Genomic DNA, 26235 nt, shown 5'->3' with positions numbered 1-26235 from the left:
GCTCTCGGGCCCGTCGACTGCACCTCGCGCAGTACACTGCATCCCCCGTCGTACCGAGCCGCGAGCCGACATGCAAGCTCCCAAGGCCACTGCCTTCCACCTCGACGTCACGGCCGGCCTGCACAAGTGGCGTGCCTTCGTCGCGATCGGCGAGCTGGGCAGCCTCACCCGGGCCGCCCTCTTTCTCGACAGCAATCAATCGCTGCTCAGCCGCCAGCTGAATGCGCTCGAGCGCGAGTGTGGTGCCCGACTCTTCAACCGCACCGGCCGCGGCGTGGAACTCTCCGAGGTCGGCCAGCGCATCTTTCCCCAGGTCAAGGCCCTGCTCGCCGATGCCGAGCAACTCGAAGCCGAGATCCGCGGCCAGGCGCGTGAGCCCGGCGGACGCGTCACCGTGGGCTCGCTGCCTTCCATCGGTCATCCGCTGGTGGGACGTCTCTTCACGGAGACCCGCAGCCGCCATCCCGGCGTCACGCTCAAGATCCTGGAGGGCTCCAGCGGCCAGGTAGAAGAGTGGCTCGCCGACGCGCGCGTAGACATCGCGATCCTGTACCGCTACGGGGCGAGCCTGCCCGAACACGAGCAATCGCTGGCCACGGTGGACAGCTACCTGATCGGTGCACCTGGGGATCGGCTCACTGCGCCCGCGGAAGTGCCCTTCGCCACGCTCGATGGCCTGCCGTTCATCCTGCCCAGCGCACCCAATGGCCTGCGCACCGCGCTGGACGCCATGGCGCGCCAGGCGCACATCACGCTGTCACCGGCCATCGAAGCGGATTCGCTGCCGCTACAGAAATCCCTGGTGGCCGAGGCCCGGCTCTACACCGTGCTGCCCATCCATGCCGTCTGGACAGAAGTGGCCGAAGGCCGACTGCAGGCCGCACGCATCATCGATCCGCCCTTTCAACGCACCATCTCGATGGCCTTGTCCAAGTCCAAGGGGCCAGCGCGGGCCGTGTCGGCCGTGGCGGGGCAGATCCAGGCCATCGTGGCCAGCATGGCGCGCAGCGGGATGTGGCGGCCGGTGCCCGTGGCGGGGGCGACCGGGCCGGGCGCCGACTGACGCGCACCCGCACGCCACGCCCTACTCCACTTTGGCGCCCGACGCCTGGACCACCTCGCCCCAACGATCGATCTCGGCCGTGATGTGATCGCCAAAGGCCTGTGGTGTGGAGCCCACCATGGCATACCCATAGCTTTCCAGCTGCTCGCGTACCGGCGCTTCGGCAATGACCTCACGGATCGCACTGTTGAACCGGTCGATGGCCGATGCTGGCGTGCCTGCTGGCGCGATGATGCCGTACCAGCCGTCCACGGCGAAATCGGCGGCACCCGATTCCCGCACGGTCGGCACGTCTGGCAGCAATGGCGAGCGCGCCTCGCCCGTGACGGCGAGCGCCTTCAACTTACCGCTTTTGACGTGCGGCAGCGAGGTGGAGATGCTGTCGAACATCAACGACACCTCGCCGGACAGCAGGGCGACGACCGCCGGGCCGCTGCCCTTGTAGGGAATGTGCACCATGTCCACACCCGCCGTCTGTGCGAACATCGCCGCTGCCAGATGGCTGGTGTTGCCCGGCCCGGCAGACGCATAGGTGAGCTTGCCTGGGTTGGCCTTGGCGTACTGGACCACGGCCGGCATCGAATCGGCCGGCGTGGCGAGCGGCGCGGCCACGAGTAGCGGCAGCGTGGCCACCAGCGACACGGGCGCGAAATCCTTGCGCGTGTCGTAGGGCAGCTTGGGGTACAGACTCACGTTGATCGCATGCGCCGCGAGCACCATGAGCATCGTATGGCCATCTGGCTCGGCGCGCGCCAGACTGGCCGTGGCGATCGAGCCACCGGCGCCCGGCCGGTAGTCGAGCACCACGGGCTGGCCCAGCCGGCTTTCCAGCTTGGCAGCGATCGGCCGCGCGAGCAGATCGGCGCTGCCGCCCGGCGGGTACGGGATCATCAGCGTGATGGGACGCGTGGGCCAGGCAGCATCTGCCGCCATCGCGGGGGCCAGGGCGAATGCGGCCAGGCTGGCCGCGATGAGCCGCATCGAGTACGTGGGCATGGGGTCTCCTCCTCAGGTTGACCGCGCTCTGCGTGGCGCGTCCAGCCCGAGTATGGCCGCCCTTCTCGGCCCGCGGCCATTCGCGATCGCCGAAACCGCGGTTTCGCGATGGCGAAGCCCGCCCCTGGCCCTACAAGGTCTTGCGCTGCGAGGCCGGAGGAATGCGCAAGGCCTCGCGATACTTCGCCACCGTGCGCCGGGCCACCACCATGCCCTGCTCTTCCAGCATCTGCGCGATCTTGTTGTCCGACAGCGGCTTCAAGGCATTCTCGGAGGCCACCATCTGCTTGATGAGGGTCTGCACGGCGGTGGCTGAGGCCACGCCGCCCGCCTGCGTCGATACCTGGCTGCCGAAGAAGTACTTGAACTCGAAGGTGCCGAGCGGCGTGAGCATGTACTTCTGCGTCGTGACCCGCGAGATGGTGGACTCGTGCAGCTCCAGCGCCTCGGCCACCTCGCGCAGCACCAGCGGACGCATGGCGATGGCGCCATGCTCGAAGAAGCCCTGCTGACGATCCACGATCTCCTGGGCGACCCGGGTGATGGTGTCGCAGCGCTGCTGGATGTTGCGGATCAGCCAACGTGCCTCGCGCAACTGGTCCGCGAGGCCGCTGCCACGCTCGCTCTTGACGATGCTGGCGTAAAGCTGATTGACCGACAGGCGCGGCCGGGTCTCGGGATTGAGCTCCGCGCGCCAGCGCCCGCGCACATTGCGCACGATCACATCCGGCAGCACGTATTGCGCTTCGCGGCCTGTGTACTGGGCCCCTGGACGGGGATCGAGCCGGCGAATCACGGATTGCACGGCACGCAGACAATCGTCGTCGCACTGCAGGGCGCGGCGCAGGTGGATGTAGTCCCGGGAGGCCAGCAGGCCAAGGTGCTCGCGGCACACGCGGCGTGCGGCCTCGAGTACGCGTGGCTTGGCCAGCTCGGGAAACACGGCCAGATCCGGCTGCCGCAACTGCAGGACGAGGCACTCGGCCATGTCGCGCGCGCCGATGCCCGCGGGCTCGAAGGACTGGAGCAGGTTGAGCGCCATGCGGATCTCGCTCTCGTCGATCTCCAGCTCTTCGGGCAACATGCTCGCCACCTCGTCGAGCGTCACCGGCAGATAGCCGTTGTCGTCCAGCTCGCCCACCAGGATCTCCACCAGGGCGGCATCACGGCGCGACACCTTGGTGAGCGCGAGCTGAGCCAGCAGGTGCGCCGTCAGCGAGGCCGGCGGGGCCTCCTGCTGCAGCGCTTCGTCGTCGAGCTCACCGTCTGCGCGACGCTCGGCGCGCTGCACCCGCATGGTCTCGCGCGGTTCGTCGCCACCATCGGCGGGCTCCTCGCGTTCGAGCAGCGGGTTGTCCTGCAAAGCCTGTTCGATCTCGGTCTCGAGCTCGAGCGTGGACATCTGCAGCAGCCGGATCGATTGCTGCAGTTGCGGGGTCAGGGCCAGATGCTGCGACGCGCGCAGTTGCAATGCCGGCTTCAATGGGCCTCCACTTGTTCGAGGATCGCCTCGCCGTACGCCTGGAGCTTGCGATCGCCCACGCCATTGACGTGAGCCAGGTCGTCCAGCGAGCCGGGCCGCGCACGGGCGATCTCCCGCAGCGTGGCGTCGTGGAAAATGACATACGCGGGTACGCCGTGATCCTTCGCCACGGACGCGCGCCAGGCACGCAACGCGAGGAACACGGCCTCGTCGGCCGGATCCAGGGCGATCGCGGCGGGCTTGGCGCGACCTTCGCTGCGCGAGGCGCGCGCGGCCGCCTTGGGGGATTCCCGGCGCAGCATCAGCGTGTGCTCGCCCTTGAGCACCGCACGGCTTGCCTCGGTGAGCGCGAGCGTTCCGAAGCCGTCGTGATCCACGGCCAGCAGGCCCTGCGCGATCAGCTGGCGCAACACGCTGCGCCACTCGCGTTCGGACAGATCCGCCCCCACGCCGAAGACGGACAGGGTCTCGTGCTGGTGCTGATCCACACGCGGAGTCTTCTTGCCGCGCAGCACGTCGATGATGTGACCGGCGCCGAAGCGCTGCCCGCGCTCCTTCCAGAGGCGATACACGGCCGACAGCACCTTCTGGGCAGGGACCGTGCCGTCCCACGCCTCGGGCGGCGTGAGGCAGGTGTCGCAATTGCCGCACGGTCCGATCTGCTGCCCGAAGTAGGCGAGGAGCCGCGTGCGCCGGCACTCCACCGTCTCGCACAACCCGAGCATGGCATCGAGCTGCGCGCCCATGCGACGCTTGTGGACGTCGTCGCCATCGGATTCGTCGATCATGCGGCGCAGCTGGACGACGTCCTGCAGGCCATACGCCAGCCAGGCCTGTGACGGCAGCCCATCGCGCCCGGCCCGCCCCGTCTCCTGGTAGTAGCCCTCCACGGACTTGGGCAGATCGATGTGTGCGACGAAGCGCACGTCAGGCTTGTCGATGCCCATGCCGAAGGCGATCGTGGCGCACATCACCAAGCCGTCCTCACGCAGGAAGCGCGACTGGTTGGCCGCACGCACCGGCGCCGGCAAGCCGGCGTGGTAGGGCAACGCATTGATGCCTTGCGCCGCCAGGTAGGCCGCCGTTTCCTCCACGCGCGATCGCGACAGGCAATACACGATGCCCGCCTCGCCCGCATGCTCGTTCTTGATGAAGGCCAGCAACTGGCGCCGCACGTCGTCCTTCTCGACGATGCGGTAGCGGATGTTCGGCCGATCGAAGCTCGCGACGAACTGTGCGGCCTCGTAGAGATCCAGCCGCTCGACGATCTCCTGGCGCGTGGCCGCGGTGGCGGTGGCGGTGAGCGCGATGCGCGGCACGTGCGGCCAGCGCTCGTGCAGCAGCGACAACCCCATGTACTCCGGACGGAAATCATGGCCCCATTGGGACACGCAATGTGCCTCGTCGATCGCGAAGAGCGCAATGCGGCCACGGTCGAGCAGGGCCAGGCAGCGCTCCGTGAGCAGCCGCTCGGGCGCCACGTAGAGCAGATCGAGCTGCCCGGTGACGTAGGCGCGCTCGACAGCCCGGGCCTCGTCCAGCGTCTGGCTGGAATTGAGGTAGGCCGCACGCACGCCGAGCTCGGTGAGCGCGTCGACCTGATCCTGCATGAGGGCGATCAGCGGCGACACCACGATGCCCGTGCCCTCGCGCACCAGCGCCGGCACCTGGTAGCACAGCGATTTGCCGCCACCGGTGGGCATGAGCACCAGGGCATCGCCGCCGGCGATCAGCTGCGAGACGGCAGCGCCCTGCTGGCCTCGGAACTGTTCGTAGCCGAAGACCTGCTGCAGGACGCTCAAGGCGCGGGGGTCGATGGGGGTGTCAGGAATCGTGGACATCCCGACTATTTTAAGACTTGGCGCAGGATTTGCTTATCGGTGCGTGCGAAACGCGGACAGAGGCCGTCGGACGGCCTTGACAGTGAGATTGCTGCGGCGCAACATGTCAACGCACCATCCAGGTGCACGCCAAAACGTCGCCGGGCGCTAAGCATGGCAAAATCCCCCTTTGCGCTGCATCCCTCCTGCCCGCCATCTCGCCGTAATGAACGCACCTGCCGCCGTCCCCGCCGCCAACTTCCTGCGCAATCAGATCGAGTCCGATCTCGACGCCCAACGCTTCGCTGGCAAGCAGTGGGCGGGCGGGCCAGCGGACGCCGCACGGCTGCAGAGCGAGGGCCAGCCCGACCCGGCCCGGATCCGCACGCGCTTTCCGCCGGAGCCCAATGGCTATCTGCACATCGGCCACGCCAAGAGCATCTGCCTGAATTTCGGTCTGGCGCGCGACTACGGCGGCGTCTGTCACCTGCGCTTTGACGACACGAATCCCGAAAAGGAAGATCAGGAGTACGTCGACGCCATCATCGACATGGTGCGCTGGCTCGGGTTCGACTGGCAGGCCAACGGCACCGAGCACCTGTACTTCGCGAGCGACTACTTCGGCTTCATGTACGAGTGCGCCGAGGCGCTGATCGAAGCTGGCCACGCTTACGTGGACGAGCAAAGCGCCGACGAGATGCGCGCCATGCGCGGCACGCTCACCGAGCGTGGCAAGGATTCGCCCTGGCGCAATCGGCCGGCCGCAGAATCGCTCGCGCTGCTGCGCGAGATGCGCGACGGCAAGCACCCGAATGGCAGCATGGCGCTGCGCGCGCGCATCGACATGGGTTCGCCCAACATCAACCTGCGCGACCCGGTGCTCTACCGCATCCGCCACGCCGAGCACCATCGCACGGGCAGCGCCTGGTCGATCTACCCGATGTACACCTTCGCGCATCCCATCGAGGACGCGCTCGAAGGCATCACACACAGCATCTGCACGCTCGAATTCGAGGATCAGCGCCCGTTCTACGACTGGCTGCTCGCGCGCCTGGCCGAGCTGGGCAAGCTCGCCAAGCCTTTGCCGCACCAGTACGAATTTGCGCGCATGAATCTCTCGTACATCGTCACCAGCAAGCGCAAGCTGCTGCAGCTCGTGCGCGAGGAGCGCGTGGATGGTTGGGACGATCCGCGCATGCCCACGCTGGTCGGCCTGCGCCGACGCGGCTACACGCCTGAAGCGATCCGTCTCCTGTGCGAACGCAGCGGTGTGTCCAAATCCGATTCGCGGCTCGACTACAGCCTGCTCGAGCAGGCCCTGCGCGACGACCTCGATCCCAAGGCCGAGCGCCGCGTCGCCGTGCTGGATCCGATCAAGCTCGTCATCACGAATTACCCGGAAGGCCAGAGCGAAGCCTGCACGGCGCCGCGCAATCCGCACGACGCGGACGCCGGCGTGCGTGAATTTCCGTTCTCGCGCGAACTCTGGATCGAGCGCGATGATTTCCGCGAAGAAGCGCCAAAGAAATACTTCCGCCTCTTCCCGGGCAACACCGTGCGCCTGAAGTACGCCTATGTGGTGCGCTGCACGGGCTTCGTGAAGGACGACGCCGGCAACGTGACGGAAGTCCACGCCGAATACCTGCCCGACACCAAGAGCGGCACGCCGGGCGCGGATAGCGTCAAGGTCAAGGGCAACATCACCTGGGTGAGTGCCGCGCACGCAGTGTCCGCCGAGATCCGCCTGTACGACCGCCTGTTCGCCGATGCGCATCCGGACAGCGGCGACAAGGATTTCCTCGATCACCTGAATCCCGATTCCATCCAGACCGTGCAAGGCTGGCTGGAGCCCGGCATCCAAGCCAAACCCGGCATGACCTGGCAATTCGAGCGGCTGGGCTACTTCACGGCCGACCTGAAGCTGTCCACCGTCGACAAGCCCGTGATCAACCGCGCCGTGACGCTGCGCGATTCCTGGACGAAGTAAGCGTCGAGCAGGTCAGCCCTTTTCGTCGAGGTACACCGCGAAGTCGCGCAGTTGCGCTTCGCTCTTTTCGACTTCGCGCAGGCTCGCCGCGCCGCCACTCGCCAGCAGCAGCGCCGCAAGCGCTTGCGCTACCGCAAGCGCCGGAGCGACAGAGGGAAACAAGGACGGCGACGCATTGCCCACCACGATGAGGGCTGCCGCCTGAGCGGCTATTGGCGCGACCACACTGTCGGTGACGCCCACGACACGCACGCCTTTCAGGTTTGCGAATCGCACGGCGCGGACCGTGTCGCGAGCGTACGGCTCGTAGCTGAATACCAACAGCGCGTCGTCTGGGCCAGCACGACGCAGCTCGTCGGCAAAGGTGCCACCCACACCCGTGAGCAACGTGGTGTTGTGCCGGAACATGCCACAGGCATAGTTGAAGTAGAACGCAGCCGGCATCAGGCTCCGCAATCCGACCACGTAGATATGACGTGCCTCTCTCAAAATGTCATGGGCGGCGGCAATCGCGGCCATGGTCTCTGGCGTCGTCATGCGCTCCAGACTGCGAGTATCGGCCGCCACCATGTCCGCAACCAGCGTGCCGGCCTGGCCGTGCGCGCCGCGTCGCTGCAATGCCGTGGCGCGGGCCGAGAACGACGCACCCTCCTGCCCGAGCCACTCCCGATAGACCGTCCGCAAATCATCGTAGCCTTCGAAACCCAGTTGCCTTGCAAGTCGGTGCATAGCGCTGGACTGCAGCCCGGCTTCGGCGGCTGAAGCGCGCATCGAGTTCAGCGCGATGGACCGCGGGTTGTCGATGGCATAGCGTGCGGCGCGCTGCAACGTCGGGGACAGGCCTGGATACTGGGCCTCGATCAGCTTGTCCACCGTTTGCTTATCCATGCTGACTCCTTCTGCGGGGGCCTTATTCTACGGTGACAGCCTCCTGGATGCCGGCGTCGACCGCGCTGACGAGAAGATCGAGTGCCATGTCGAGTTCGGTTTCCGTCGTCAGGTACGGCGGCGCGAGCAACACATGGTCTCCGCGTTCGCCATCGATGGTGCCGCCGCCCGGATAGCAGAGCAGGCCGAGTCGCTGTGCATGGCGCTTGATGCGCGCGTGCAACTGGAGTGGCGGCGCAAACGGCCTTTCATTGACGCGGTCCTGCATGAGTTCGATTGCCATGAACAGGCCTCGACCACGGATGTCGCCAACGTGTGAATGGTTGACGAATCGCTGCTGCAATCCTCGCTCGAGGTAGGCTCCGAGTTGCGCAGAGCGGGCAACGAGATCGTCGCGCTCGATGATGGTCTGTACGGCAAGTGCCGCAGCGCAGGCGACGGGATGTCCCACATAAGTGTGGCCATGCTGGAACGCCCCCGAGCCAGCGACTACCGCTTCGACGACGTGTGCCTGCGCAAGCATCGCGCCGATGGGCTGGTACCCACCGCCAAGCCCTTTGGCAAGACAAAGGATGTCCGGCACGACACCTTCCGCCTCGAATGCGTGATAGAAGCCTGTGCGTCCCATACCGCTCATCACCTCGTCGAGGATCAGCAGCACGCCGTACCGGTCACACACCTCGCGTACGCGTTGAAAGTAACCAGGCACAGCGCACACCGCGCCCGCCGTGGCGCCACCGACGGTCTCAGCAATGAAGGCGCTGACCGTGTCGGCACCCAGTGCCAAGATTTTCGTCTCCAGCTCGGCAGCCAGACGCCGCCCGTAAGCGTCGTCCGTTTCGTCGTTGCGCCGATAGTGCCGTGCAAAGCACGGCGATACGTGGTGGCTTTCCGCAAGCAGGGGTTGATAGAGCGCGCGCCGTCCCAGATGTCCGCCAATGCCAAGCGCTCCTAGCGTGTTGCCGTGATAGCTCTGCAAACGGGCGATGTTGTGTCGGCGTTGGGGTTGCCCCCGTTCGACATGGTATTGCCGCGCCAGCTTCAACGCAGTTTCCACGGCCTCGGAGCCGCTCGACAGGAAGTAGACGTGGTCCAGGCCGGCAGGCGAACGGCGTGCGAGCAGGTCCGCAAGCTGCTCGGCGGGCTCCGATGAGAAGAAACCGGTATGCGCGTACTCGAGCTTGCGCAACTGAGCAATCATGGCCTCTATCACCTCCGGATGACCGTGTCCGAGGCAGGACACAGCAGCGCCGCCGGAGCCATCGTAATAGCGCGTGCCCGCCTGGTCGATGAGGAAACTGCCTTCGCCTTGCACGGCGAGCGAAGGCGGCGTGCGGGGTACGCGATGGAGGATGTGTGTCATGCCCTACTGCCCTAGTGTGCCCGCGCCGACTGTCGATGACGTATTGACGTGACGGCACGAAGGATGGATCATATGATTCATCCTATCATTTTTAGATCAATTGATCACTTCGGTCCCGATGCCGAGTGGATTCGCCTTCGAGGAGACCTGATGAGAATTGCCTGTGTGCAGATGCGCAGCACCGAGGACGTAGCGCGCAACATCACGCGGTCTTGTGATTACATCGACGAGGCGGCGGGTCGCGGCGCGGAGCTGGTCGTGCTGCCCGAGTTCTTCAACACGATCTTCTTCGCCCAATACAAGGACCCCTCCTATTGCCAACTCGCCGAAACGGATGAGGGCCCGACCCTCAGCGCCGTGCGTGAGGCCGCCGCCCGCAACGGCGTGGCCGTGGTGGCCACGATTTATGAGAAAGTCGAAGCGGGACTCTATTTCGACACGGCGATGCACATCGGTCCGGACGGGGCCATCACATTCAAGTACCGCAAGGTGCATCCGGCCGGCGTGCTGAGTCTGGAGAAGCTGTACTTTCGCTACGGCACTCGCTTTGACACCTACACACTGGGTGAATGGCGCGTGGGAATCGGGATCTGCTACGACATGGGATTTCCCGAAACAGCGCGAGCCCTGATGGCGAACGGCGCCGAGTTGCTCATCGCGCCTTACGCCACCTCGCGCGTGAACATGTTCCAGGAAGTGCTACGTACCCGTGCGTTCGAGAACGGCTGCTTTCTCGCTGCAGCGAACAAGGTTGGCCGCGAGGGCGACTGGCAGATGGGTGGCGCAAGCGCCATCATCGCTCCCGATGGCGAAGTGCTCGCCAGTGCCGACACGCAGAGCGATGCCTTGCTCGTGGCTGATGTCTCACGCGACGCCGTCGAGCGAGCGCGTGTGGCGTATCCCGTTCGACGTGACCGTCGCCCTGATCTCTACCGCTGCCTGACCGAGGAAGCGGACGCCCGACTCACGCCTTGAACAATCTGCACCCAAGGCCCTCCACCACGATTAGAGAATCCCATGGCACATTGCTTCGCAACGCAACATCATCGCGCGCGCCGTGTCGCGCTCGTCGCATTCGCCGCCACGGCAGCGCTCGCTACAGGCATCGGCGCGGCGCCTGCCTTGGCCGCCGAATGGCCGACCCGGCCTCTCACGCTGATCGTTCCCTTCGGCGCCGGCGGCACCACCGATGTGCTCGCGCGCCTGGTGGCCGAAGGGCTGGGCAAGGAGCTCGGGCAGCAAGTGATCGTCGACAACAAGCCAGGCGCCGGCGCCAACATCGGCGCGAGCGAAGTCGCTCGCGCCAAGCCGGATGGCTACACGCTGCTGATGGGTACGCCAGGCCCGCTTGCGATCAACCCCTACATCTACAAGCAGATGTCGTTCGACCCGGCGAAGGATTTCACGGCCGTTTCCTATGTGGCGGACGTGCCGAACGTCATCGTCACCAATCCGGCGTCCGGGCTGAAGACCATCCAGGATCTCCTGGACCGGGCCCGGGCCGAGCCTGGCAAGCTCAACTGGGGCTCGCCCGGCGTGGGCAGCACGGGCCACATCCAGCTGGAGTTGCTCAAGCAGCTCACCGGCGTGGACATCTCGCACGTGCCGTACAAGGGTGCGGCACAGGCGTCGGCCGACCTGATGGCCGGCCACATCGATCTGGCGGGCGACAACGTGCCCACTGCGCTGCCCCATATCCGCTCTGAACGCCTGCTCGCCCTGGGCGTGGCAAGCGAGAAGGAGCTCGAAGTTCTTCCCGGCGTGCAACCGGTTGGCGCCACCGTCCCGGGGTACGTACTGCCTTCCTGGTTCGTGATCGTGGCACCGGCCGAAACGCCAGGGGCCATCACCGAACGCATCGCCGCCGCCATCGACGCGTTCGCCAAGCAGCCCCAGGCAATCGAGAAGTTTCGCGCCTTGGGGGCGGTGCACGTCGGTGGCCCACCGTCCCGGCTCGCCGAACATCTCACGTCCGAGCAAGCACGCTATGGCGAGGTGCTGAAAGACCTCAAGGCGACCGTGCAATGACACGCAGAAAGCGCATGGCGGTGGCGCGGTTCTGGTTCGAGGGCAACGCCTTCGGCCCAGAGCCGGCCACGCAGGAGAAATTCGACGCGTATGAATGGCAGGCCGGTCCCGAGGTGCTGAATGCCATGCGGGGCACTGCCACCGAACTCGGCGCGGTGGCAAGCTTCGCCGACGCCCGCCCAGACTGGGAGGTCGTGGTCCTGCGCTGCGCCTCCGCGTTGCCCGCCGGCCCCGTGGCACCGGATGTCTTTGCTCGCTTCACGGCCGACATCGAGGCGGGGTTGCGCGTCGGCACCTGGGATGCCGTCTACCTGTCGCTACACGGCGCGGCCATCACTGCCGACAACGACACACCGGAACTCGACGTCGCCCGTCTCGTGCGCAGCATGCTGCCAAAAGTGCCGCTGGGCGCGAGTTTTGATCTGCATGCCAACATGCCCCCCGACTGGGCGGATGTGCTCGACATCGCAAGCGCCTATCGCACCCACCCCCATGTAGACATGCACGAGACCGCCGAGCGCGTCATCGCGGGGCTTGTGCGTTGCGCCGAACATGGCCTGCGCACCCGTCTGGCCCTGCACAATCACGGCGTGATCCTGCCCAGCATGAACATGCGCACAATCGCAGGTCCCATGCACGAACTCGAGCAGGCGGCGAGGGCCGCCACGGCGGATCCCGTGCTCGACGTTTCTGTGTTCGGCGGGTTCCCCTATTCCGATACCGCTGCCACAGGCGCCTCGGTCTTCGTGGTGAGCGATGCTGCCCGGGATCCCGACGGACGTCAGGCCGACGCGGCCGCGCGCGAGGTCTCGCAACGGATCCACGAACTCGCGCCGCAGTTTCGCGTGCGCCTGCCGAGCCCAGACGAGGCTTTGGCCACCGCGCTCGCGGTCACGCAGGCTGGGCTGATCGCGGTCACCGACTCGGCCGACAACCCCCTGTCGGGTGGTGGTGGCGACACCACCGGCCTGCTTCGGGCATTGCTGGCGGCGGATCCACAAGGACCCACCGTGTTTGCCAGCATCGCCAGCCCGCAATCCGCGGGGGCCGCCCATCGCGCAGGCGTCGGCGCGGAACTTCGTCTGACGCTCGGCGCGCGACACGGCGATCGCTTCGGTGCAGGCGTGCCCGTGCACGCCACGGTCGAACATCTGACCGACGGTCACTTCCGCAACATCGGGCCGATGCAGACAGGCGTCGCACGCTTCTGCGGCCCGAGCGCGGTGCTGCGGTTGGTCGCCAAGCCGTCCATTCGCATCATCGTGACCGAGCGCGTCGCGGCAGCCGATGATCCTGCGTTCTATGCCTTGCACGGTGTGGAGCTGGCGGAATTGCGCCTGCTGTGCGTGAAGGCGAAGAACCACTTCCGTGCCGCATTCGCCGAGGTTTGCACTCGCATCATCGACTGTGATGCCCCAGGCCCGGCATGCTTGGATCTCTCGTTGCTGCCGTTCCGGCATCCTCACATTGCCGCGGACTATCCGCTAACCGATTAAGTGCGGCCTCACGGGACCAGGATGGCCGCGCCCGTGGTGACGCGTGCTGCCAGGTCCGCGTGGGCTTGTTGCACGTCGCGCAAGGCATAGCGGCGGCTCACCGCCAGGCGCAGCCATCCGTTCTCGATGGCCTGGACAAAGCGCGCGGCCGCAGCGGCGAGTTCGTCTGGCTTGGCAATGAAACTGCGCAGCGTCGGCCGGCACACCGACAGCGATTTGGCATGCAGGCGTTGCAGCGCAAAGCCTTCGACGTTGCCGGACGCCGTGCCATAGTTGATCGCCAAGCCGCGCGTGCGCAAGCACGCGAGCGAATCCACGAAGACATCCTTGCCCACCGCGTCGTACACCACGGCCACGCCCTCGCCGTTCGTCAGGGCGTTGACCTCGTCGGCCCAGCCGGGCTTGCGGTAGTCGACGACGTGATGACACCCATGTGCGCGAGCCGTGTCGAACTTGGCAGTGCCACCGACCGTACCGATGACGGTAGCGCCCAGTGCCCGCCCCCACTGTCCCAGCACCTCGCCCATCCCGCCCGCCGCGGCGTGGACCAGGATGGCTTCGCCCGGCTGCACGGCATGCAGTCGGTGCAGCAGGTACTCGGCGGTGAGGCCGCGCAGCAGGAAGGCGGCGGCGAGCTCCACCGGCAGGCTGGGCGGCAGTAACACCGCCCGATCCTCCGGCACGCAAACCGCGTCCGCGTAGGTGGCGCCATGGATATAGCCCACCGAATCCCCCACGCGCAGGCGCTGCACGCCAGGGCCAACGGCCTCGACCACCCCGGCTCCCTGTGAACCCGGGATGAACGGAAACTGCCCCGTCGCGTGCGGCCCGGCTTCGCCCTGCCGCTGGTAGATGTCGGCGTAGTTCAGGCCGATGGCCTGCTGGCGCACGCGCACCTCGCCGGGTGCAGGATCGCGCACAGGCAGCGGCCCGTACTCGAGGACCTCCGGGCCGCCGTGGTGATGAACGAGAACGCCGTGGGTATCCGACATCGCAATCTCCGCTATCAAGTGGCCGAGGTTTCTGTCACGGCGCCGCAGGCGAGCAGGTCGTCGACCTCGTCGGTGGTGAAGCCATAATCGGCGAGGACGGCGCGTGTGTGTTCGCCCAGCAGCGGCGGTGGCGTCGGCTGGCCCGGGGGCAGGTTGGACAGCTTCACGGGCAGACCGAGCGCGCGCATCGGGCCGGCGCTCGGGTGATCCACGGTGACGACCATATCGCGCGCGGCGGCCTGCGGATGCGCCAGGGCCTGGCCGATGGTGTTGACGGGGCCTGCCGGCACGCCGACCGCGTCGAGTTTGTCCAGCCAATAGGCTGCCGGCTGGGTCACCAGGATCTCGCCGATCAGATCGGCCAGCACCTTCTCATTGGCCTTGCGGTTCTCGCCAGCCAGGAAGCGCGGGTCTTCCCTCCACTCCGGGTGCCCGAGCAGATCCGCGATGCGATGCCAGTTGGCCTGGTTGGCCCCGCCAATGGTGATCCATTGATCGGCCGTGCGAAACGCCTGGTAGGGGGCGATGAGGGGATGGCCGGAACCCGCGCCGCCCAGCGAGCGGCCCGTGGCGAAGTAGATCGCCGCGAACCAGTACATCTGCTGCAGGGAGGCTTCGAAGAGCGACGTATCCACGTACTGCCCTTGCCCCGTGCGCAGCCGCTCGACGTAGGCGGCCTGGATGCCGATCACCGCCAGCAGGCCGGCATTGATGTCGGCCACCGAGTTCCCGGGTTTCATGGGCGCGCCGCCGGGCTCGCCCGTCACGCTCATGATGCCGCCGAAGGCCTGGGCGATGAGATCGAACCCGCCCTTGTCGGCCATCGGTCCGGTGCGGCCGTAGCCCGAGATCGAGCAGTAGATGAGCGCAGGATTGATCGCCCTGAGTGCCTCGTAGCCCACGCCGAGCTTGTCCATGGTGCCCGCGCGGTAGTTCTCGATCAGCACGTCGGCCTGGGCGGCCATGCGCTTCAACACGGCCACGCCCTCGGGCTTCTTCAGGTTCAGCGCGATGCCACGCTTGTTGCGGTTGAGCATCGCGAACGACGGCGGGATGCGGTGTGCCGTGTCCTCGCGATAGCCGCGGGTGTCATCGCCGCCCGGTAGCTTCTCGACCTTGATCACATCGGCGCCCAGGTCGGCGAGCATCACCCCGCACGTGGGCCCCGCCATGATCTGAGCGAGTTCCAACACCTTCATGCCTGCCAACGGGCCATGCTTCATGACGTCTCCTTGCTGTGACGCCTGTGGCGTCGTGTCATCACCAGACAGATCAGGCGGGCAGCACGGCCACGCCATCCGGGTTCAGCGTCATCCACGCGGTGCTGCCGCGCTCGAATGCCGTGGCGGGGGGTGCAGCCACGCGCAGCGGCGTGCCACCGGCGGCCGGCTGGATGAGGTAATCCCAGTGTTCACCGAGGTAGATCCGCTGCTGGATGGTGACCTCAGTGGCACGCGCCCCCGCCGGCGGCTGCGCGTGCAGGGCGAGCGCCTGTGGGCGGATGGACACCTGCACCGGCGCGCCCGCGGCATGGGCCGGGCCGCCCGCGCCGTTGGCGAGCGAGAAGCCTTCGCACTCGATGTGCTCGCCGCGCACCACGCCGTCCACCAGATTCGTGCGGCCGATGAAGGACGCCACGAAGCGCGTGCGCGGCCGGTTGTACAGCGCCCACGGGGAATCGACCTGCTCCAGGTTGCCCGCGCTCATCACGGCGATGCGATCCGAGATGGCCATCGCCTCGGACTGGTCATGCGTCACGTACACGGTGGTCATGCCGAACTCGTCGTGCAGCCGCCGGATCTCATTGCGCATCTCCTCGCGCAGATTGGCATCCAGATTCGACAGGGGTTCGTCGAGCAGCAGCACCTGCGGACGGATCACGATGGCGCGCGCGAGCGCCACGCGCTGCTGCTGCCCGCCCGAGAGCTCGGCCGGATACCGGTCGATCAGGTGGTCCAGATGCACCACCTTCAGGATGTGCCGCGTACGCTCGCGCACCTCGGCCGTGGGCAGCTTGCGCACCGTGAGCCCGAAGGCCACGTTCTCGCCCACGGTCATGTTGGGCCAGATCGCATAGCTCTGGAAGATCATCGACATCCCGCGCCGCTCGGGCGGCACGCTGCCCGCCGGCGAGGACAGCTCGGCGCCATTCATCAGGATCCGCCCGCCCGTGGGCTCGATGAAGCCGGCGATCATGCGCAGCGTCGTGGTCTTGCCGCAGCCCGACGGGCCCAGCAGCGAGACGAACTCTCCCTCGCGAAGATCCAGGCTCAGCTGGTTCACCACGGGCGTCTTGCCGTAGTGCTTGCTCAGGTCCTGCAGGACAAGTGTGGACATGGGAACTCCTAGTGACGACGCAGCATGAAGTCGCGGCCGACGAACTTGGCGCCCACGGCGACCACGAACGTGGTGACGGCCAGCACGACGATGCCCACGGCAGCCAGCACCTCGTAACTGCCTTGTTCGGACAGATCCAGGATGAGCACGGACATGACGCGGGTGTTGGGACCGGTCAGGAACACCGCGGTGGACAGCTCGCGCGTGGCGATGACGAAGACGAGGATGAAGGCACCGAGGAGCGTCTTGCGCAACAGCGGCACGACGACCCGCGTGATGGCCATGCGGCGCGAGCCGCCCAGGATGCGCACGGCCTCCTCCAGCTCGGGATTGAGCGACTTCACCGCCGCCGTGGCCGCCGTGGCGCTGATCGGCAGAAAGCGCGTGACGAAGGCGATGACGATGATGAGCCCAGTGCCATAGAGCGACAGGGGCGGCCCGCCATACGCGGCGTAGAAGGCCACGGCCAGCACGATGCCAGGCACCGCGAAGGGCGCGAGCGCGAGGAACTGGATCACGCCGGGGAACGGCAGCACACGCCGTTGCGTGACGTAGGCCACGGCCAGCCCGATGACCACGCAGATCGCCGCCGCAGCCGCCGAGTACATCAGCGTGTTGACGATGGTGTCGCGTACCGTGGCCTGCTCCAGAAAGATGTGGCGAAAGTTGGCGAGCGTGAAGTTGTCGGCCGCGATACCGCGCCCCCAGGCGCGGCTGAAGGAGGCGCCGAGCAGCATCACCAGCGGCATGATCACGGTGAGCAGCATCACGAAGAACGCGTAGGCGAAGAGCACCCACTTCCAGCCGCCGATATCCTGCGGCCGGCGCTCGCCGCCCTTGCCAGAGACCGACACGTACCCCTTGCGCGAGAGCAACAGCTTCTGCACGGCCAGCAGCACCACCGTGGTGGCGAGCATGGGCATGGCGTAGGCCGCGGCCACGTCCACGCGCACGGGGTATTCGAAGAATGCCGCCATCTGCGTAGTGGCCAGGTTCAGGCCAGCCGGAATCGCCAGCAGCACCGGCGTGCCATACAGCGCGATGGCCTCCAGGAACACGAGGATGGCCGCCCCGCACACGGCCGGCAGGATGAGCGGCAAGGTGACGCGGCGCAACGTGGCGAGTTTGCCCGCGCCATGGATGGAAGCTGCATCCTCCAGCTCCGTGGAGATGAGATCCAGGGCGGACTTGGCAAAGATGTAGACGAGCGGAAAGGCATACAGCGCCACCACCACGGCCACGCCCCAGAAGCTGAAGATATTGAAGGGGCCATCGCCACCGAAGATCGCTACCCACCCGCGATTGAGCCAGCCCGCGTTGGGGCCGGCCAGCAGGATCCAGGCGATGGCGCCCAGGAACGGCGGCGTGATGAAAGCAGCGAGTACGCCCAGGTGGAACCAGCCCTTTCCGGGCAGATTGGTGCGCGAGACGCCCCAGGCCAGGGGCAGCGCCAGGATCAGGCTGAAGGCCGTGGCCGTGATGCCAAGATAGAGCGTGTTCCAGAGCGCCGTGACGTAGCGCGAGCGGCCGAAGGCGCTGGCGTAGTTCGACAGGGTGAGGCCGCCCTCGTCACCGCGCAGGCTCTCGTAGACGAGGCGCAGCACGGGATTGGCGACCAGGAACACCAGCACCAGGATGAGCAGCGAGAAGACGACGAGCGTCGGGTCCAGGCGTCGCGCGCCAGGACCCTGCGAAGCAAGGGCCATGATGAGGGTTCCGGGAGGAGGGGCAATGCCCCGGGGACGCGGCCGGCGCGCCGCGCCGGCCGTCCTGCTCAGACGCCGAAGGCGTCGCGCCAGACCTCGGTGAGCTCGGGCACGCCCTCGATAATCTGCTTGACCGTCGGCTGGATCGTCTTGATCTCAGCGAGCGGACGCACGCCCTCGCGGGGCGGGAAGCCCGCCAGCACGGGTGAGTTGAACTCCTCCGCGGAGATCCGCGCGGTGTCCTCGCTCACGGCCCACTCCATCCAGAGCTTGGCCGCATTGGGCCGCTGGGTGTTGGCCATGATGGCCGAGGGCAGGACCATCAGCACGCAGCCCTCGTCCACATAGGACACATCGATCGGGTTGCCCCGGGATTTCTGCATGAGGGCGAGCGACACGGGCCCGGCCGACGCCACGCGCTCGCCGGAGATCACCGTGGTGACCGTGTCGATGATGGAACGGCCAACTTGGGGCTGGTTCGCGGCCAGGGCCTCGATGAAGTCCTCGCCATAGAGTTCCACCATCTGCACCAGCCATGTGCCCACAAAGCCACTGAAGCCCGGGTGCCCTACCGAGAGCTGCCCCTTCCAGGCAGGGTCAGTCAGCGCCTTCCAGCTGCGCGGCGCCTTCTCGGCCGGGACACGGGCCGTGTTGTAGAGCATGCTGATGAGGTTGGAGCCCGTGACGTTGTAGGCGGCATCGGGATCGATGTTCTGAAAGCGCTTGTCCAGCAGGTCGGCCGATTGCGGCCGGTACGGCATCAGCGCCTTGCGCTGCTTGAGGTCGACGAAGTGACCGAGATCGGTCGAGGCGAACACGTCACAGTTCGCCACGCCGGCCTTCATGTCCTGGTTCAGCCGCTGGTAGGCCACCTGGGCCGTGGTGCGCACCACGTTCACGCGCACCCCCGGGTAGCGCTGCGTGAAGCGCTGGCTCATGCGCTCGGCCACCTCGGACGTGGTGTGGGCCACGTACCAGGTGAGCTCGCCCTCCTTTTGCGCGGCCGCGTGCAGGGTCTTCAGGTGCGCCTCGTCCGTAGCCGCCCGGGCAAAAAAGGCAGGCAGCGCGATCGACGCACCGAGCGCCGCATTGAAATGCCGACGGGAAATTCCCATGGTTGTCTCCACTCTCGTTGGTGTGGCGACGGCATCTGACGGCCGTCTTTGCCGGGTAGGCTCAACGGCCCTGGAATACGGGCTTGCGCTTCTCGTGCCAGGCGGTGACGCCTTCTCGGATGTCTTCGGAGCGCGTGCTGGCGACATGCCGCGCATCGCAGCCGGCCGCATCGAACTCGCCCCGGGCGAGCTCGTTGATGGCCGTCTTCATGCCGGCCACGGCCAGCGGCGCCTGCGCGGCGAGCACCTCCGTCAGGCGAGAGACTTCGGCGTCCAGGCCGCCAACGGGCACCACTTCCGTGAGATAGCCCACACGCAACATCTCGGGCGCCTTGATCGTCTGCGCGGTGAGAAACAGCTTCTTGGCCGCGTTCACGCCCAGGCGCGAGGTGTAGCGCACGATGCCGCTGCGGTAGTAGTGCAGCCCCAGGCGTGCGGCCGGCATGAACATCTCGCAGCTTTCCTCGCCAATGCGAAAGTCGCAGCACAGGGCCAGATCGGTGGCGCCGCCATACACCGGACCATTCAGGCGGCAGATGGTGGGCACGCGCACGTTCTCGAGGGCTGCGAGCAGCGCATCGAAGGGGCTGGGTTCGTTCGACGGCGGTGGGGGCGGCGCAGTGTCATCGACTTCGCTGCGCTGCCGGGCCAGATCGCCCAGGTGGTACCCGGAACTGAAGACCCGCCCCGTGCCAGTGAGCACCAGAACGCGGATCGCCGGATCGTCCGCGATGCGGGCGAGCTGCTCCGTCAGGACCGGCACGTCGGTGGGATCGATGCGATTCAGATGTCGCGGCCGGTTCAACCGGATGGTGGCGCATGCGCCGTCGATCGTGAGTACCGGGTTCGTTCCGGCGTCGGTGTCAGCCTGCGGACCTGCCTGTGTCGTCGTCTCCACGCGCACCTCCTGAATTCAAATCCAGCGATAAGGAATTCCCAAATCAACTTTATGTATTTTTATAAACTCTATCTGTGCTCAAATTGACTGTCAATGCGTACATTCCTCCGCCCAGGTCATACGCAAACCGGCGCGGCCCGCCTGGCGGACGGCTGCGTATACTGCTAAGCCCTTGAATGCATTCATTGCCGCGTCTTTCCCACTCATGAGCTCTCCGCGCCGCAGCCTGGCCGACAAAGTCTTCGCCGAACTCGAACAGGACATCCTCAAGGGGCGTCTGAAGGCGGGCAGCCGTCTGGATGAGGCATTGATCGCTGAACGCTTCGCAGTGTCGCGCACGCCCGCCCGAGAGGCGCTGCGTCTGCTCGACCATGCGGGGCTGGTGCGTCGTGCCCCCCGCCAGGGGGCGGTCGTGCGCGTGCCCTCGGCCCGGGAGTACGTGGCGATGGCCGAGATCCTGGTCGAGCTGGAAGCGCTGGCCACGCGGCTGGCCACGCGTCGCATGAGCATCGCGGAACGCGAGGCGCTGTCGGCCGCCTATGCCGAAGGCGAGGCCGCTGTGCGCGCGGATTCGCGCACGGACTATGCGGAAGCCAATGCGCATTTCCATGCGGTGCTCTACGCGGGCAGCCGCAACGACATCCTGACCGAGCAGATCCGGACGATGCGCCGACGCATGGGCAGCCTGCGCAGCAACACGTTCGACCACCCGGGCCGCATCGCCGTCTCGTGCGCCGAGCATGCCCGCGTGCTGCAGGCCGTGCTGGCGGGCGATGAAGACGCGGCCCACCAGGCCATGCGCGAGCACATCACCGTGGGCGGGACGGTCTACGCGGACCTGATCGCGTCGCTCGGTGAGCCCGGGGCGACCACTTCAGGCTAGGACAGTGACATCCTGACAGGGTGGCGTAGCAACTGGATACGCAGTGTATAGTCCGGCGATGCGCCCCCGACCCGGGCGGCGTCCGCGCTTTCACGGACACACCCATGGCTTCTGCTCCCTCCTCGCGCCTCATCGCCGCCGCCGCGTGGCTGGTGCCGTACTTCCTGCTCGGGCTCGTCTCCTGGCATCTGGATGACCCGCTGAGCAGTGTGTCCTATGTGTGGCTGCCGACCGGCCTGGGCGTGGCCGCGCTGCTCCTGGTGCGCAGTGAGCGCTGGCCGGACACCATCGCAGCCATCCTGATCGCGGAGCTGCTGCTGCGGGGATTGCGCGGCGAGATGTGGCTGACCCTGCTCGTACTGGCCCTCGTGGCCACCGGCACCACCGTGCTCACGGCCTGGCTCGTGCAGCGGCTGTCGCCGGCTCGGCGTGGCATCGGCTTCGTCGGTGCGCTGCTGGCCGGCTCAGCGGCGGGCGCAGTGCTCAATGCCGTGGTCGACGTCGCCTGGATCTCCTATGCGGAGCAGGTGGCTTTCGCTGCGACTGCCCTGCACTGGGCCATCGCGGATTTCGTCGGCATCCACGTCGTCGCGCCGCTCGTGCTGGGCTGGGCGCAGTTTCGGCCACGCCGCAGCGGCGGCCCCTCGCGCCGGGATTTCCAGGTCGGGCTGCTGGCCTTCATCGCCTTGCTCGCGAGCTCCTTCTATCTGTTCGACGGGAACACGGCCACCCGCTTCTCGGGCAGCGTGGGCTTTGCCCTCACCTGGCTGCCCATGCTGCTCGTGGTGGTCGTCGGGCTCATCTGGGGGCCGCGTGGCGGCTCGCTGGCCGTGCTCGCGCTCGCGCTGCAGGTGCTGCTGCAGACTTCGCAAGGCGACGGCCCCTTCGCCTCGCTCGACGGCCAACGCGGTGAATCGATCCTGGAGGCCCAGGTCTATCTGGCCGCGATCGCGGTACTGATGATGCTGCTGAACACGTTGCGCAGCACGCGGGAGCTGGCCCTGGAGCAGGCCGCCGCGTGGCGCGCCCGCTTCGAACTCGCACTGGCCGGCAGCAACCAGCTCATGTACCGCTACGATCCCTACCGCAACCTGCTGGAATGGGGCGGGGATCTCGAGTCGGCGTTCGGGATGAATCCCGAACAGATCGACAGCGTGGAAGCCCTGCTCTCGCACGTGCATCCGGCGGATCGTCAACGCGTGAAGGTCTTCTGGACGGCACGCGCCAGCGCGCTGCCCGCTGACCAGGGCTCCATCCAGTACCGCATCGCCCATGCCGAAGGGGGCTGGCGCAGCGTGACGGATATCGGATCGCCACTCGCCGACGCCGATGGCGAGCTGGCCGTGGTGGCCGGTCTCTACCGCATCGGCAGCCACGAGCGTCAGGTCTGATCATGGCATCCGCCACCGGCGCATTGCTCATTCACGGACTGGGGGGCACCCAGTACGACCTCGGCTCGATGCACAAGATCCTGAAACGGGCTGGCATCGAGACCCACTCGCTCACCCTGCCCGGACACGGCGGCCAACCCGAGGATCTTGTCTCGATCAAGGCCGAGGACTGGATCGCCGCCGTCACGGCCAAGTATCGCGAGGTGGTGGACCAGCACGAGACCCTGCACGTCATGGGCATGTGCATGGGTTCGCTGCTCGCGATCGAGCTGTGCCGGCGCGAAAAGCACACCAAGGGGCATCTGGTCACGCTCGCTCCGCCCATCTACATCGATGGCTGGAGCACGCCCTGGTACACGATGCTGCGCCACCTGCTGTACTACGTCCCGGGTGTGCCCGCGCGCATGAAGGTCGAGGAGGAAGACCCCTTCGGCATCAAGAACGAACTCGTGCGCGCCATCGTCAAGGCAAAGTTCGAACGCGGCGAAGCCTTTCACTATCGCTGGGTGCCGCTTGCCTGCGTGCGCCAGGTAGACCGTCTGCGCCGCTGGGTGATGCGCGGCGCGAACGAGATCGCCTGCCCCGCGCTCATCGTGCACGCCCGTGAGGATGAACTCACCAGTCTGCGCTCGGCGCAGTTCCTCAAGCAGCGCTTTCAGCGCGCCGAGCTCGAGGTGCTGGAGAACAGCTACCACATGATCTGCGTGGACAACGACCGCGAGGCCGTGGCCCAGCGCGTGCTGACCTTCTTCGTCATCGATCCGGCAAGCATCCAGCGCCAGACGGTGGAAGAGCCCGATGTGCCGATGAGCGCCGCCGACGGCGAGGCGCTCATCGGCACGTTCCTCGCGGCCATGAAGGACCAGGCCTACGAGACGCTGTTCCCGCTTTTTGCGTCGAACGCGCGGTGGGAGCAACCCGGGAATCACCCCGTGGCGGGTGACTACGTGGAGCGCAGCCAGCTCATCGACCTCTTCTCGCGCTTGATGGAGCACTCGGGCGGCACGTTTGCGGTGAGTGCCTTTGGCGCCCCCGCGTATGACGCCGTCACGCAGACGGCTCGCGTGAGCATGACGTTTCGCGTCGGTACAGGCGCGGCGGCACGCGAGGCGAGCGGGATGCAATCCATCCGGGTGCGCAACGGGCGCATCGTGCACGTCATCTACACGCCGGACGACCCCGCCCACGACGATGCGCTCTGGACGCAGGGCGTGGCGTCATCTCCAGGAGGAAAACGCATGCAGACTCACCCGATCAGCCCCGAAGCCGCTGCCCTGCCCGCAGCCGAATTGCCGAACGCCTTCACCCAGGCCACACAGGACGTGAAGGGCCTGGCCAACCGGCCGGGCAACCAGACCCTGCTGCAACTGTATGGACTTTTCAAGCAGGGCAGCGAAGGCGACGCGGGCGGCGATCGCCCGGGCTTCACAGACCCGATCGGCCGTGCCAAGTACGATGCCTGGGCCGCACTGGCAGGCGTCTCGCAGGATGACGCCAAGCGCCAGTACATCAGCCTCGTGCAGAGTCTGCGCGCGGGCGAATGACGCATCGTGCCGCGCGGGCGCTCAGCCCGCCGGCACCATGAAGCGCATGCGGCGCACGGCAGCCGGCTGCAGGGCACTCGCCTGCGCTGCCGATTCGTAGCTGCGCTCGGTGGCTTCGATCATGCCGCTGCGATCGGCGCGCACCACCGTCTGCGCGCGCGTGCCATAGGTGGGGCTGACGATGAACACCGGCGAGAGCGCACGCTCGCGCTCGCGCGAGATGCCGGTGACGGGCAGATCACTGTCGTCAGCGGGGGTCGGATCGCTCAGGAAAGCCATGCACACGTCGACGAGATCGTCGCGTGACCCGCCCACGCCCGAGAGTCGCGCCTTCAGACGCGTGAGCTTGGGCCAGGGCGTATCCAGCACCGCGTTGGACAGGCCGTACAGGCCCGCGGGCAGCGCGCGCGCCTGCGCGCCTGCCTGGTTGCCACAGTACCAGAGCGACGGCGCGGCACCGTCCACACCGTAGATGTCGCCGACGATGAGATTGAAGCCGTTGTAGGCGTCAGCGTCGGCCATGACGGCCTGCGCGTAATCGGCGGGCGTGGTATCGCTATCGAGGAACTCCGCCACCAGCATGCCGCGCGACCGGGCGTGGGTCGGGTGCGGGACGCCGCTGCGAAAGTTGGTCAGCGCCGCGAAGCGCCCCTTCTGGGTGATGCCCATCCAGGTGCCGCCGGCCTCCAGATCGCGTCCGCCCCACACGCCGGGGACGTGTTGCCACCACTCTGCCGGGCTGGACGCGCGTGCATAGAACTCGTCGCGATTGGCCAGCAGCAGCAAAGGCATGTCGGCGCCGGGATTCCAGGAGAAGGCAATCAGGCACATGGCTGTCGGGACCCGGGATGCACGGCGGCGGCCATGGCGCGGGGCTCAGGCGCCCGCGACGGCCATTTCCGGGATCAGGATGGACCCCGTGCTCTTGGTGCCACGCACGATCACGTCCGCGCCGATGGCAGCGAGGGTCGCGAACATGTCGCGCAGGTTGCCGGCGATGGTGATCTCCTGCACCGCGTGCTGGATCACGCCATTCTCCACCCAGTAGCCGAACGCGCCGCGCGAGTAGTCACCGGTGACGTAGTTCACGCCCTGGCCGATGAGCTCGGTGACGAGCAGGCCCGTGCCCAGCTTGCGCAGCATGGCGGCGAAGTCGTCCTGCGGGCTCGTCAGGCGCGAGGTGAGAAAGAGATTGTGCGAACCGCCGGCATTGCCCGTGGTGTGCATGCCGAGCTTGCGCGCGGTGTAGGTCGAGAGCAGATAGCCCTGGAGCTCACCCGCCACGACCAGGTCGCGCGGCGCGGTCCGCACACCCTCGTCGTCGAAGAACGCCGTGCCGAGCGCGCCCGGCATGTGCGGATCTTCCTTCACGTCGATGTGCTCGCCGAACACAGGCTTGCCCAGGGCGTCGAGCAGGAAGCTCGAGCGGCGATACAACGCGCCGCCGCTGATGGCTTGCGTGAAGGCGCCCAAGAGACCACAGGCGAGCGGCGCCTCGAAGAGGACCGGATAGCGGCCCGTGCGGATGCGGCGCGCCGACAGGCGCGAGAGCGCGCGTTCGGCGGCGTAGCGCCCCACGGCTTCGGGGTTCGCGAGCAGCGCCGGATCACGCTGGCTCGAATACCAGTCGTCGCGTTGCATGTTCTCGCCGCGACCGGCGATGGGCGCCACGGACAGGCTGTGCCGCGAATAGGGATAGCCGCCCAGGAAGCCACGGGTATTGCCCATCACGAAGTGGCCGACGTAGGTGTTCACCGACGCGCCATCGGAGTTGGCGATGCGCCGGTCCGTGTCCAGGGCCGCGCGCTCGGCGCGCAGCGCGAGCTTCGCCGCGTCATCCGCATCGATGTCCCACGGATGATAGAGCGCGGGATCCGGGGCGTCGCCAAGAAAGAGGTCATCAGCATCCGGCAGCCCCGCCGCCGGATCCTCAGCCGTGTGGCTGGCGATGTGCCAGGCGGCCCGCACGGTATCGGCCAGCGCGGCCGGCGAGAAGTCCGAGGTGGAGGCCGACCCGCGACGCTGGCCGACGTAGACGGTGACGTCCAGGGAACGATCGCGTGTCTGCTCCACCGTCTCCACGTCGCCCTGCCGCACGGAGACCGACAGCCCCTGGCTCTCGGACACCTCGGCGGCGGCGTCGGTGGCACCGACCTCACGCGCCTGCTGCAGCACCTGCTGCACCAGTTCGCGGAACTGCGGGGCGTTGTCGGCGATGAACGAAGCGGACATGGGCTCTGCTGAA

General features: G+C 67.1%; 21 protein-coding genes. 8 read left to right on the top strand and 13 right to left on the bottom strand.

All coding sequences use genetic code 11. From position 1 onward, the window contains the following. The first annotated feature begins 70 nt into the window (after positions 1–70). Complete coding sequence (locus tag IMZ29_RS13705; protein ID WP_216184901.1) at positions 71–1063, top strand: LysR substrate-binding domain-containing protein; 993 nt, start codon at positions 71–73, stop codon at positions 1061–1063. A gap of 21 nt (positions 1064–1084) precedes the next feature. Here the strand turns inward: IMZ29_RS13705 and IMZ29_RS13700 are convergent, their stop codons facing one another. The 3 genes from IMZ29_RS13700 to recQ form a co-directional block, all read right to left on the bottom strand. Next, the gene (locus IMZ29_RS13700; protein WP_216184898.1) at positions 1085–2059 is read right to left on the bottom strand and encodes a tripartite tricarboxylate transporter substrate binding protein; all 975 of its coding nucleotides are present in this window, start codon (positions 2057–2059) and stop codon (positions 1085–1087) included. A gap of 130 nt (positions 2060–2189) precedes the next feature. Then, entirely contained in the window at positions 2190–3542 is a 1353-nt protein-coding gene (gene rpoN, locus IMZ29_RS13695; protein WP_216184895.1) for an RNA polymerase factor sigma-54, read from the bottom strand. Next, positions 3539–5383, bottom strand: a complete 1845-nt coding sequence (gene recQ / locus IMZ29_RS13690; protein ID WP_216184890.1) for a DNA helicase RecQ — start codon at positions 5381–5383, stop codon at positions 3539–3541. The genes rpoN and recQ overlap by 4 nt, the downstream gene beginning before the upstream one ends. 205 nt (positions 5384–5588) lie before the next feature. Between recQ and IMZ29_RS13685 the strand changes: the two genes are divergently transcribed. Next, on the top strand, positions 5589–7349 hold the full coding sequence (locus IMZ29_RS13685; protein ID WP_216184888.1) for a glutamine--tRNA ligase/YqeY domain fusion protein: 1761 nt from the start codon (positions 5589–5591) through the stop codon (positions 7347–7349). A gap of 12 nt (positions 7350–7361) precedes the next feature. Here the strand turns inward: IMZ29_RS13685 and IMZ29_RS13680 are convergent, their stop codons facing one another. After that, positions 7362–8222 carry a MurR/RpiR family transcriptional regulator gene (locus tag IMZ29_RS13680; RefSeq protein ID WP_371820262.1) on the bottom strand — a complete coding sequence of 287 codons (861 nt, stop codon included), beginning with the start codon at positions 8220–8222 and terminating at the stop codon, positions 7362–7364. Positions 8223–8259: 37 nt separating this feature from the next. Next, positions 8260–9600, bottom strand: coding sequence for an aspartate aminotransferase family protein (locus tag IMZ29_RS13675; RefSeq protein ID WP_216184884.1), 1341 nt, complete (start codon positions 9598–9600; stop codon positions 8260–8262). A gap of 150 nt (positions 9601–9750) precedes the next feature. Between IMZ29_RS13675 and IMZ29_RS13670 the strand changes: the two genes are divergently transcribed. The 3 genes from IMZ29_RS13670 to IMZ29_RS13660 are packed head-to-tail and all read left to right on the top strand — an operon-like array spanning position 9751 to position 13124. Continuing rightward, a complete protein-coding gene (locus tag IMZ29_RS13670; RefSeq protein WP_216184882.1) occupies positions 9751–10575 on the top strand; it encodes a carbon-nitrogen hydrolase family protein in 825 nt (274 codons plus the stop codon). 42 nt (positions 10576–10617) lie between these two features. Then, entirely contained in the window at positions 10618–11628 is a 1011-nt protein-coding gene (locus IMZ29_RS13665; RefSeq protein ID WP_216184880.1) for a Bug family tripartite tricarboxylate transporter substrate binding protein, read from the top strand. Continuing rightward, positions 11625–13124 carry a M81 family metallopeptidase gene (locus IMZ29_RS13660; RefSeq protein WP_216184878.1) on the top strand — a complete coding sequence of 500 codons (1500 nt, stop codon included), beginning with the start codon at positions 11625–11627 and terminating at the stop codon, positions 13122–13124. Before IMZ29_RS13665 ends, IMZ29_RS13660 begins: the two co-directional genes overlap by 4 nt. Positions 13125–13132: 8 nt before the next feature. Here IMZ29_RS13660 and IMZ29_RS13655 read toward each other — a convergent pair whose 3' ends face one another. From IMZ29_RS13655 to IMZ29_RS13630, 6 genes are all read right to left on the bottom strand, one after another. Beyond that, on the bottom strand, positions 13133–14116 hold the full coding sequence (locus IMZ29_RS13655) for a quinone oxidoreductase family protein (RefSeq protein WP_216184876.1): 984 nt from the start codon (positions 14114–14116) through the stop codon (positions 13133–13135). A 14-nt stretch (positions 14117–14130) separates the two neighbouring features. Continuing rightward, complete coding sequence (locus tag IMZ29_RS13650) at positions 14131–15339, bottom strand: CaiB/BaiF CoA transferase family protein (protein WP_253207121.1); 1209 nt, start codon at positions 15337–15339, stop codon at positions 14131–14133. A gap of 49 nt (positions 15340–15388) precedes the next feature. Next, positions 15389–16453 carry an ABC transporter ATP-binding protein gene (locus IMZ29_RS13645; protein ID WP_216184874.1) on the bottom strand — a complete coding sequence of 355 codons (1065 nt, stop codon included), beginning with the start codon at positions 16451–16453 and terminating at the stop codon, positions 15389–15391. Positions 16454–16461: 8 nt separating this feature from the next. Continuing rightward, entirely contained in the window at positions 16462–18159 is a 1698-nt protein-coding gene (locus IMZ29_RS13640; RefSeq protein ID WP_216184871.1) for an ABC transporter permease, read from the bottom strand. Positions 18160–18227: 68 nt separating this feature from the next. Continuing rightward, positions 18228–19274: an ABC transporter substrate-binding protein gene (locus IMZ29_RS13635; RefSeq protein ID WP_216184868.1), complete on the bottom strand. Its 1047-nt coding sequence runs from the start codon at positions 19272–19274 to the stop codon at positions 18228–18230. Positions 19275–19335: 61 nt separating this feature from the next. Next, positions 19336–20172: an enoyl-CoA hydratase/isomerase family protein gene (locus IMZ29_RS13630; protein ID WP_216184865.1), complete on the bottom strand. Its 837-nt coding sequence runs from the start codon at positions 20170–20172 to the stop codon at positions 19336–19338. Positions 20173–20377: 205 nt separating this feature from the next. Here IMZ29_RS13630 and IMZ29_RS13625 point away from each other — a divergent pair, with 205 nt between their 5' ends. The 3 genes from IMZ29_RS13625 (at position 20378) to IMZ29_RS13615 (ending at position 23990) form a co-directional block, all read left to right on the top strand. Next, positions 20378–21055 carry a GntR family transcriptional regulator gene (locus tag IMZ29_RS13625; protein ID WP_216184862.1) on the top strand — a complete coding sequence of 226 codons (678 nt, stop codon included), beginning with the start codon at positions 20378–20380 and terminating at the stop codon, positions 21053–21055. Between the two features lie 104 nt (positions 21056–21159). Then, the gene (locus IMZ29_RS13620; RefSeq protein ID WP_216184859.1) at positions 21160–22446 is read left to right on the top strand and encodes an MASE1 domain-containing protein; all 1287 of its coding nucleotides are present in this window, start codon (positions 21160–21162) and stop codon (positions 22444–22446) included. A 2-nt stretch (positions 22447–22448) separates the two neighbouring features. Further along, a complete protein-coding gene (locus IMZ29_RS13615) occupies positions 22449–23990 on the top strand; it encodes an acyl-CoA-binding protein (RefSeq protein WP_216184856.1) in 1542 nt (513 codons plus the stop codon). Between the two features lie 21 nt (positions 23991–24011). Here IMZ29_RS13615 and IMZ29_RS13610 read toward each other — a convergent pair whose 3' ends face one another. Then, positions 24012–24821: an NRDE family protein gene (locus tag IMZ29_RS13610; RefSeq protein ID WP_216184853.1), complete on the bottom strand. Its 810-nt coding sequence runs from the start codon at positions 24819–24821 to the stop codon at positions 24012–24014. 45 nt (positions 24822–24866) lie between these two features. Then, positions 24867–26222, bottom strand: a complete 1356-nt coding sequence (gene pmbA / locus IMZ29_RS13605; protein WP_216184850.1) for a metalloprotease PmbA — start codon at positions 26220–26222, stop codon at positions 24867–24869. Between the last annotated feature and the right edge of the window lie 13 nt (positions 26223–26235).

This window comes from Verticiella alkaliphila, from assembly GCF_018904615.1.
In the GTDB taxonomy this organism is placed as follows: Bacteria; Pseudomonadota; Gammaproteobacteria; order Burkholderiales; family Burkholderiaceae_B; genus Verticiella; species Verticiella alkaliphila.
Note: the sequence above shows the minus strand (reverse complement) of the source record. Positions and strands in the feature narration are given on the sequence as shown.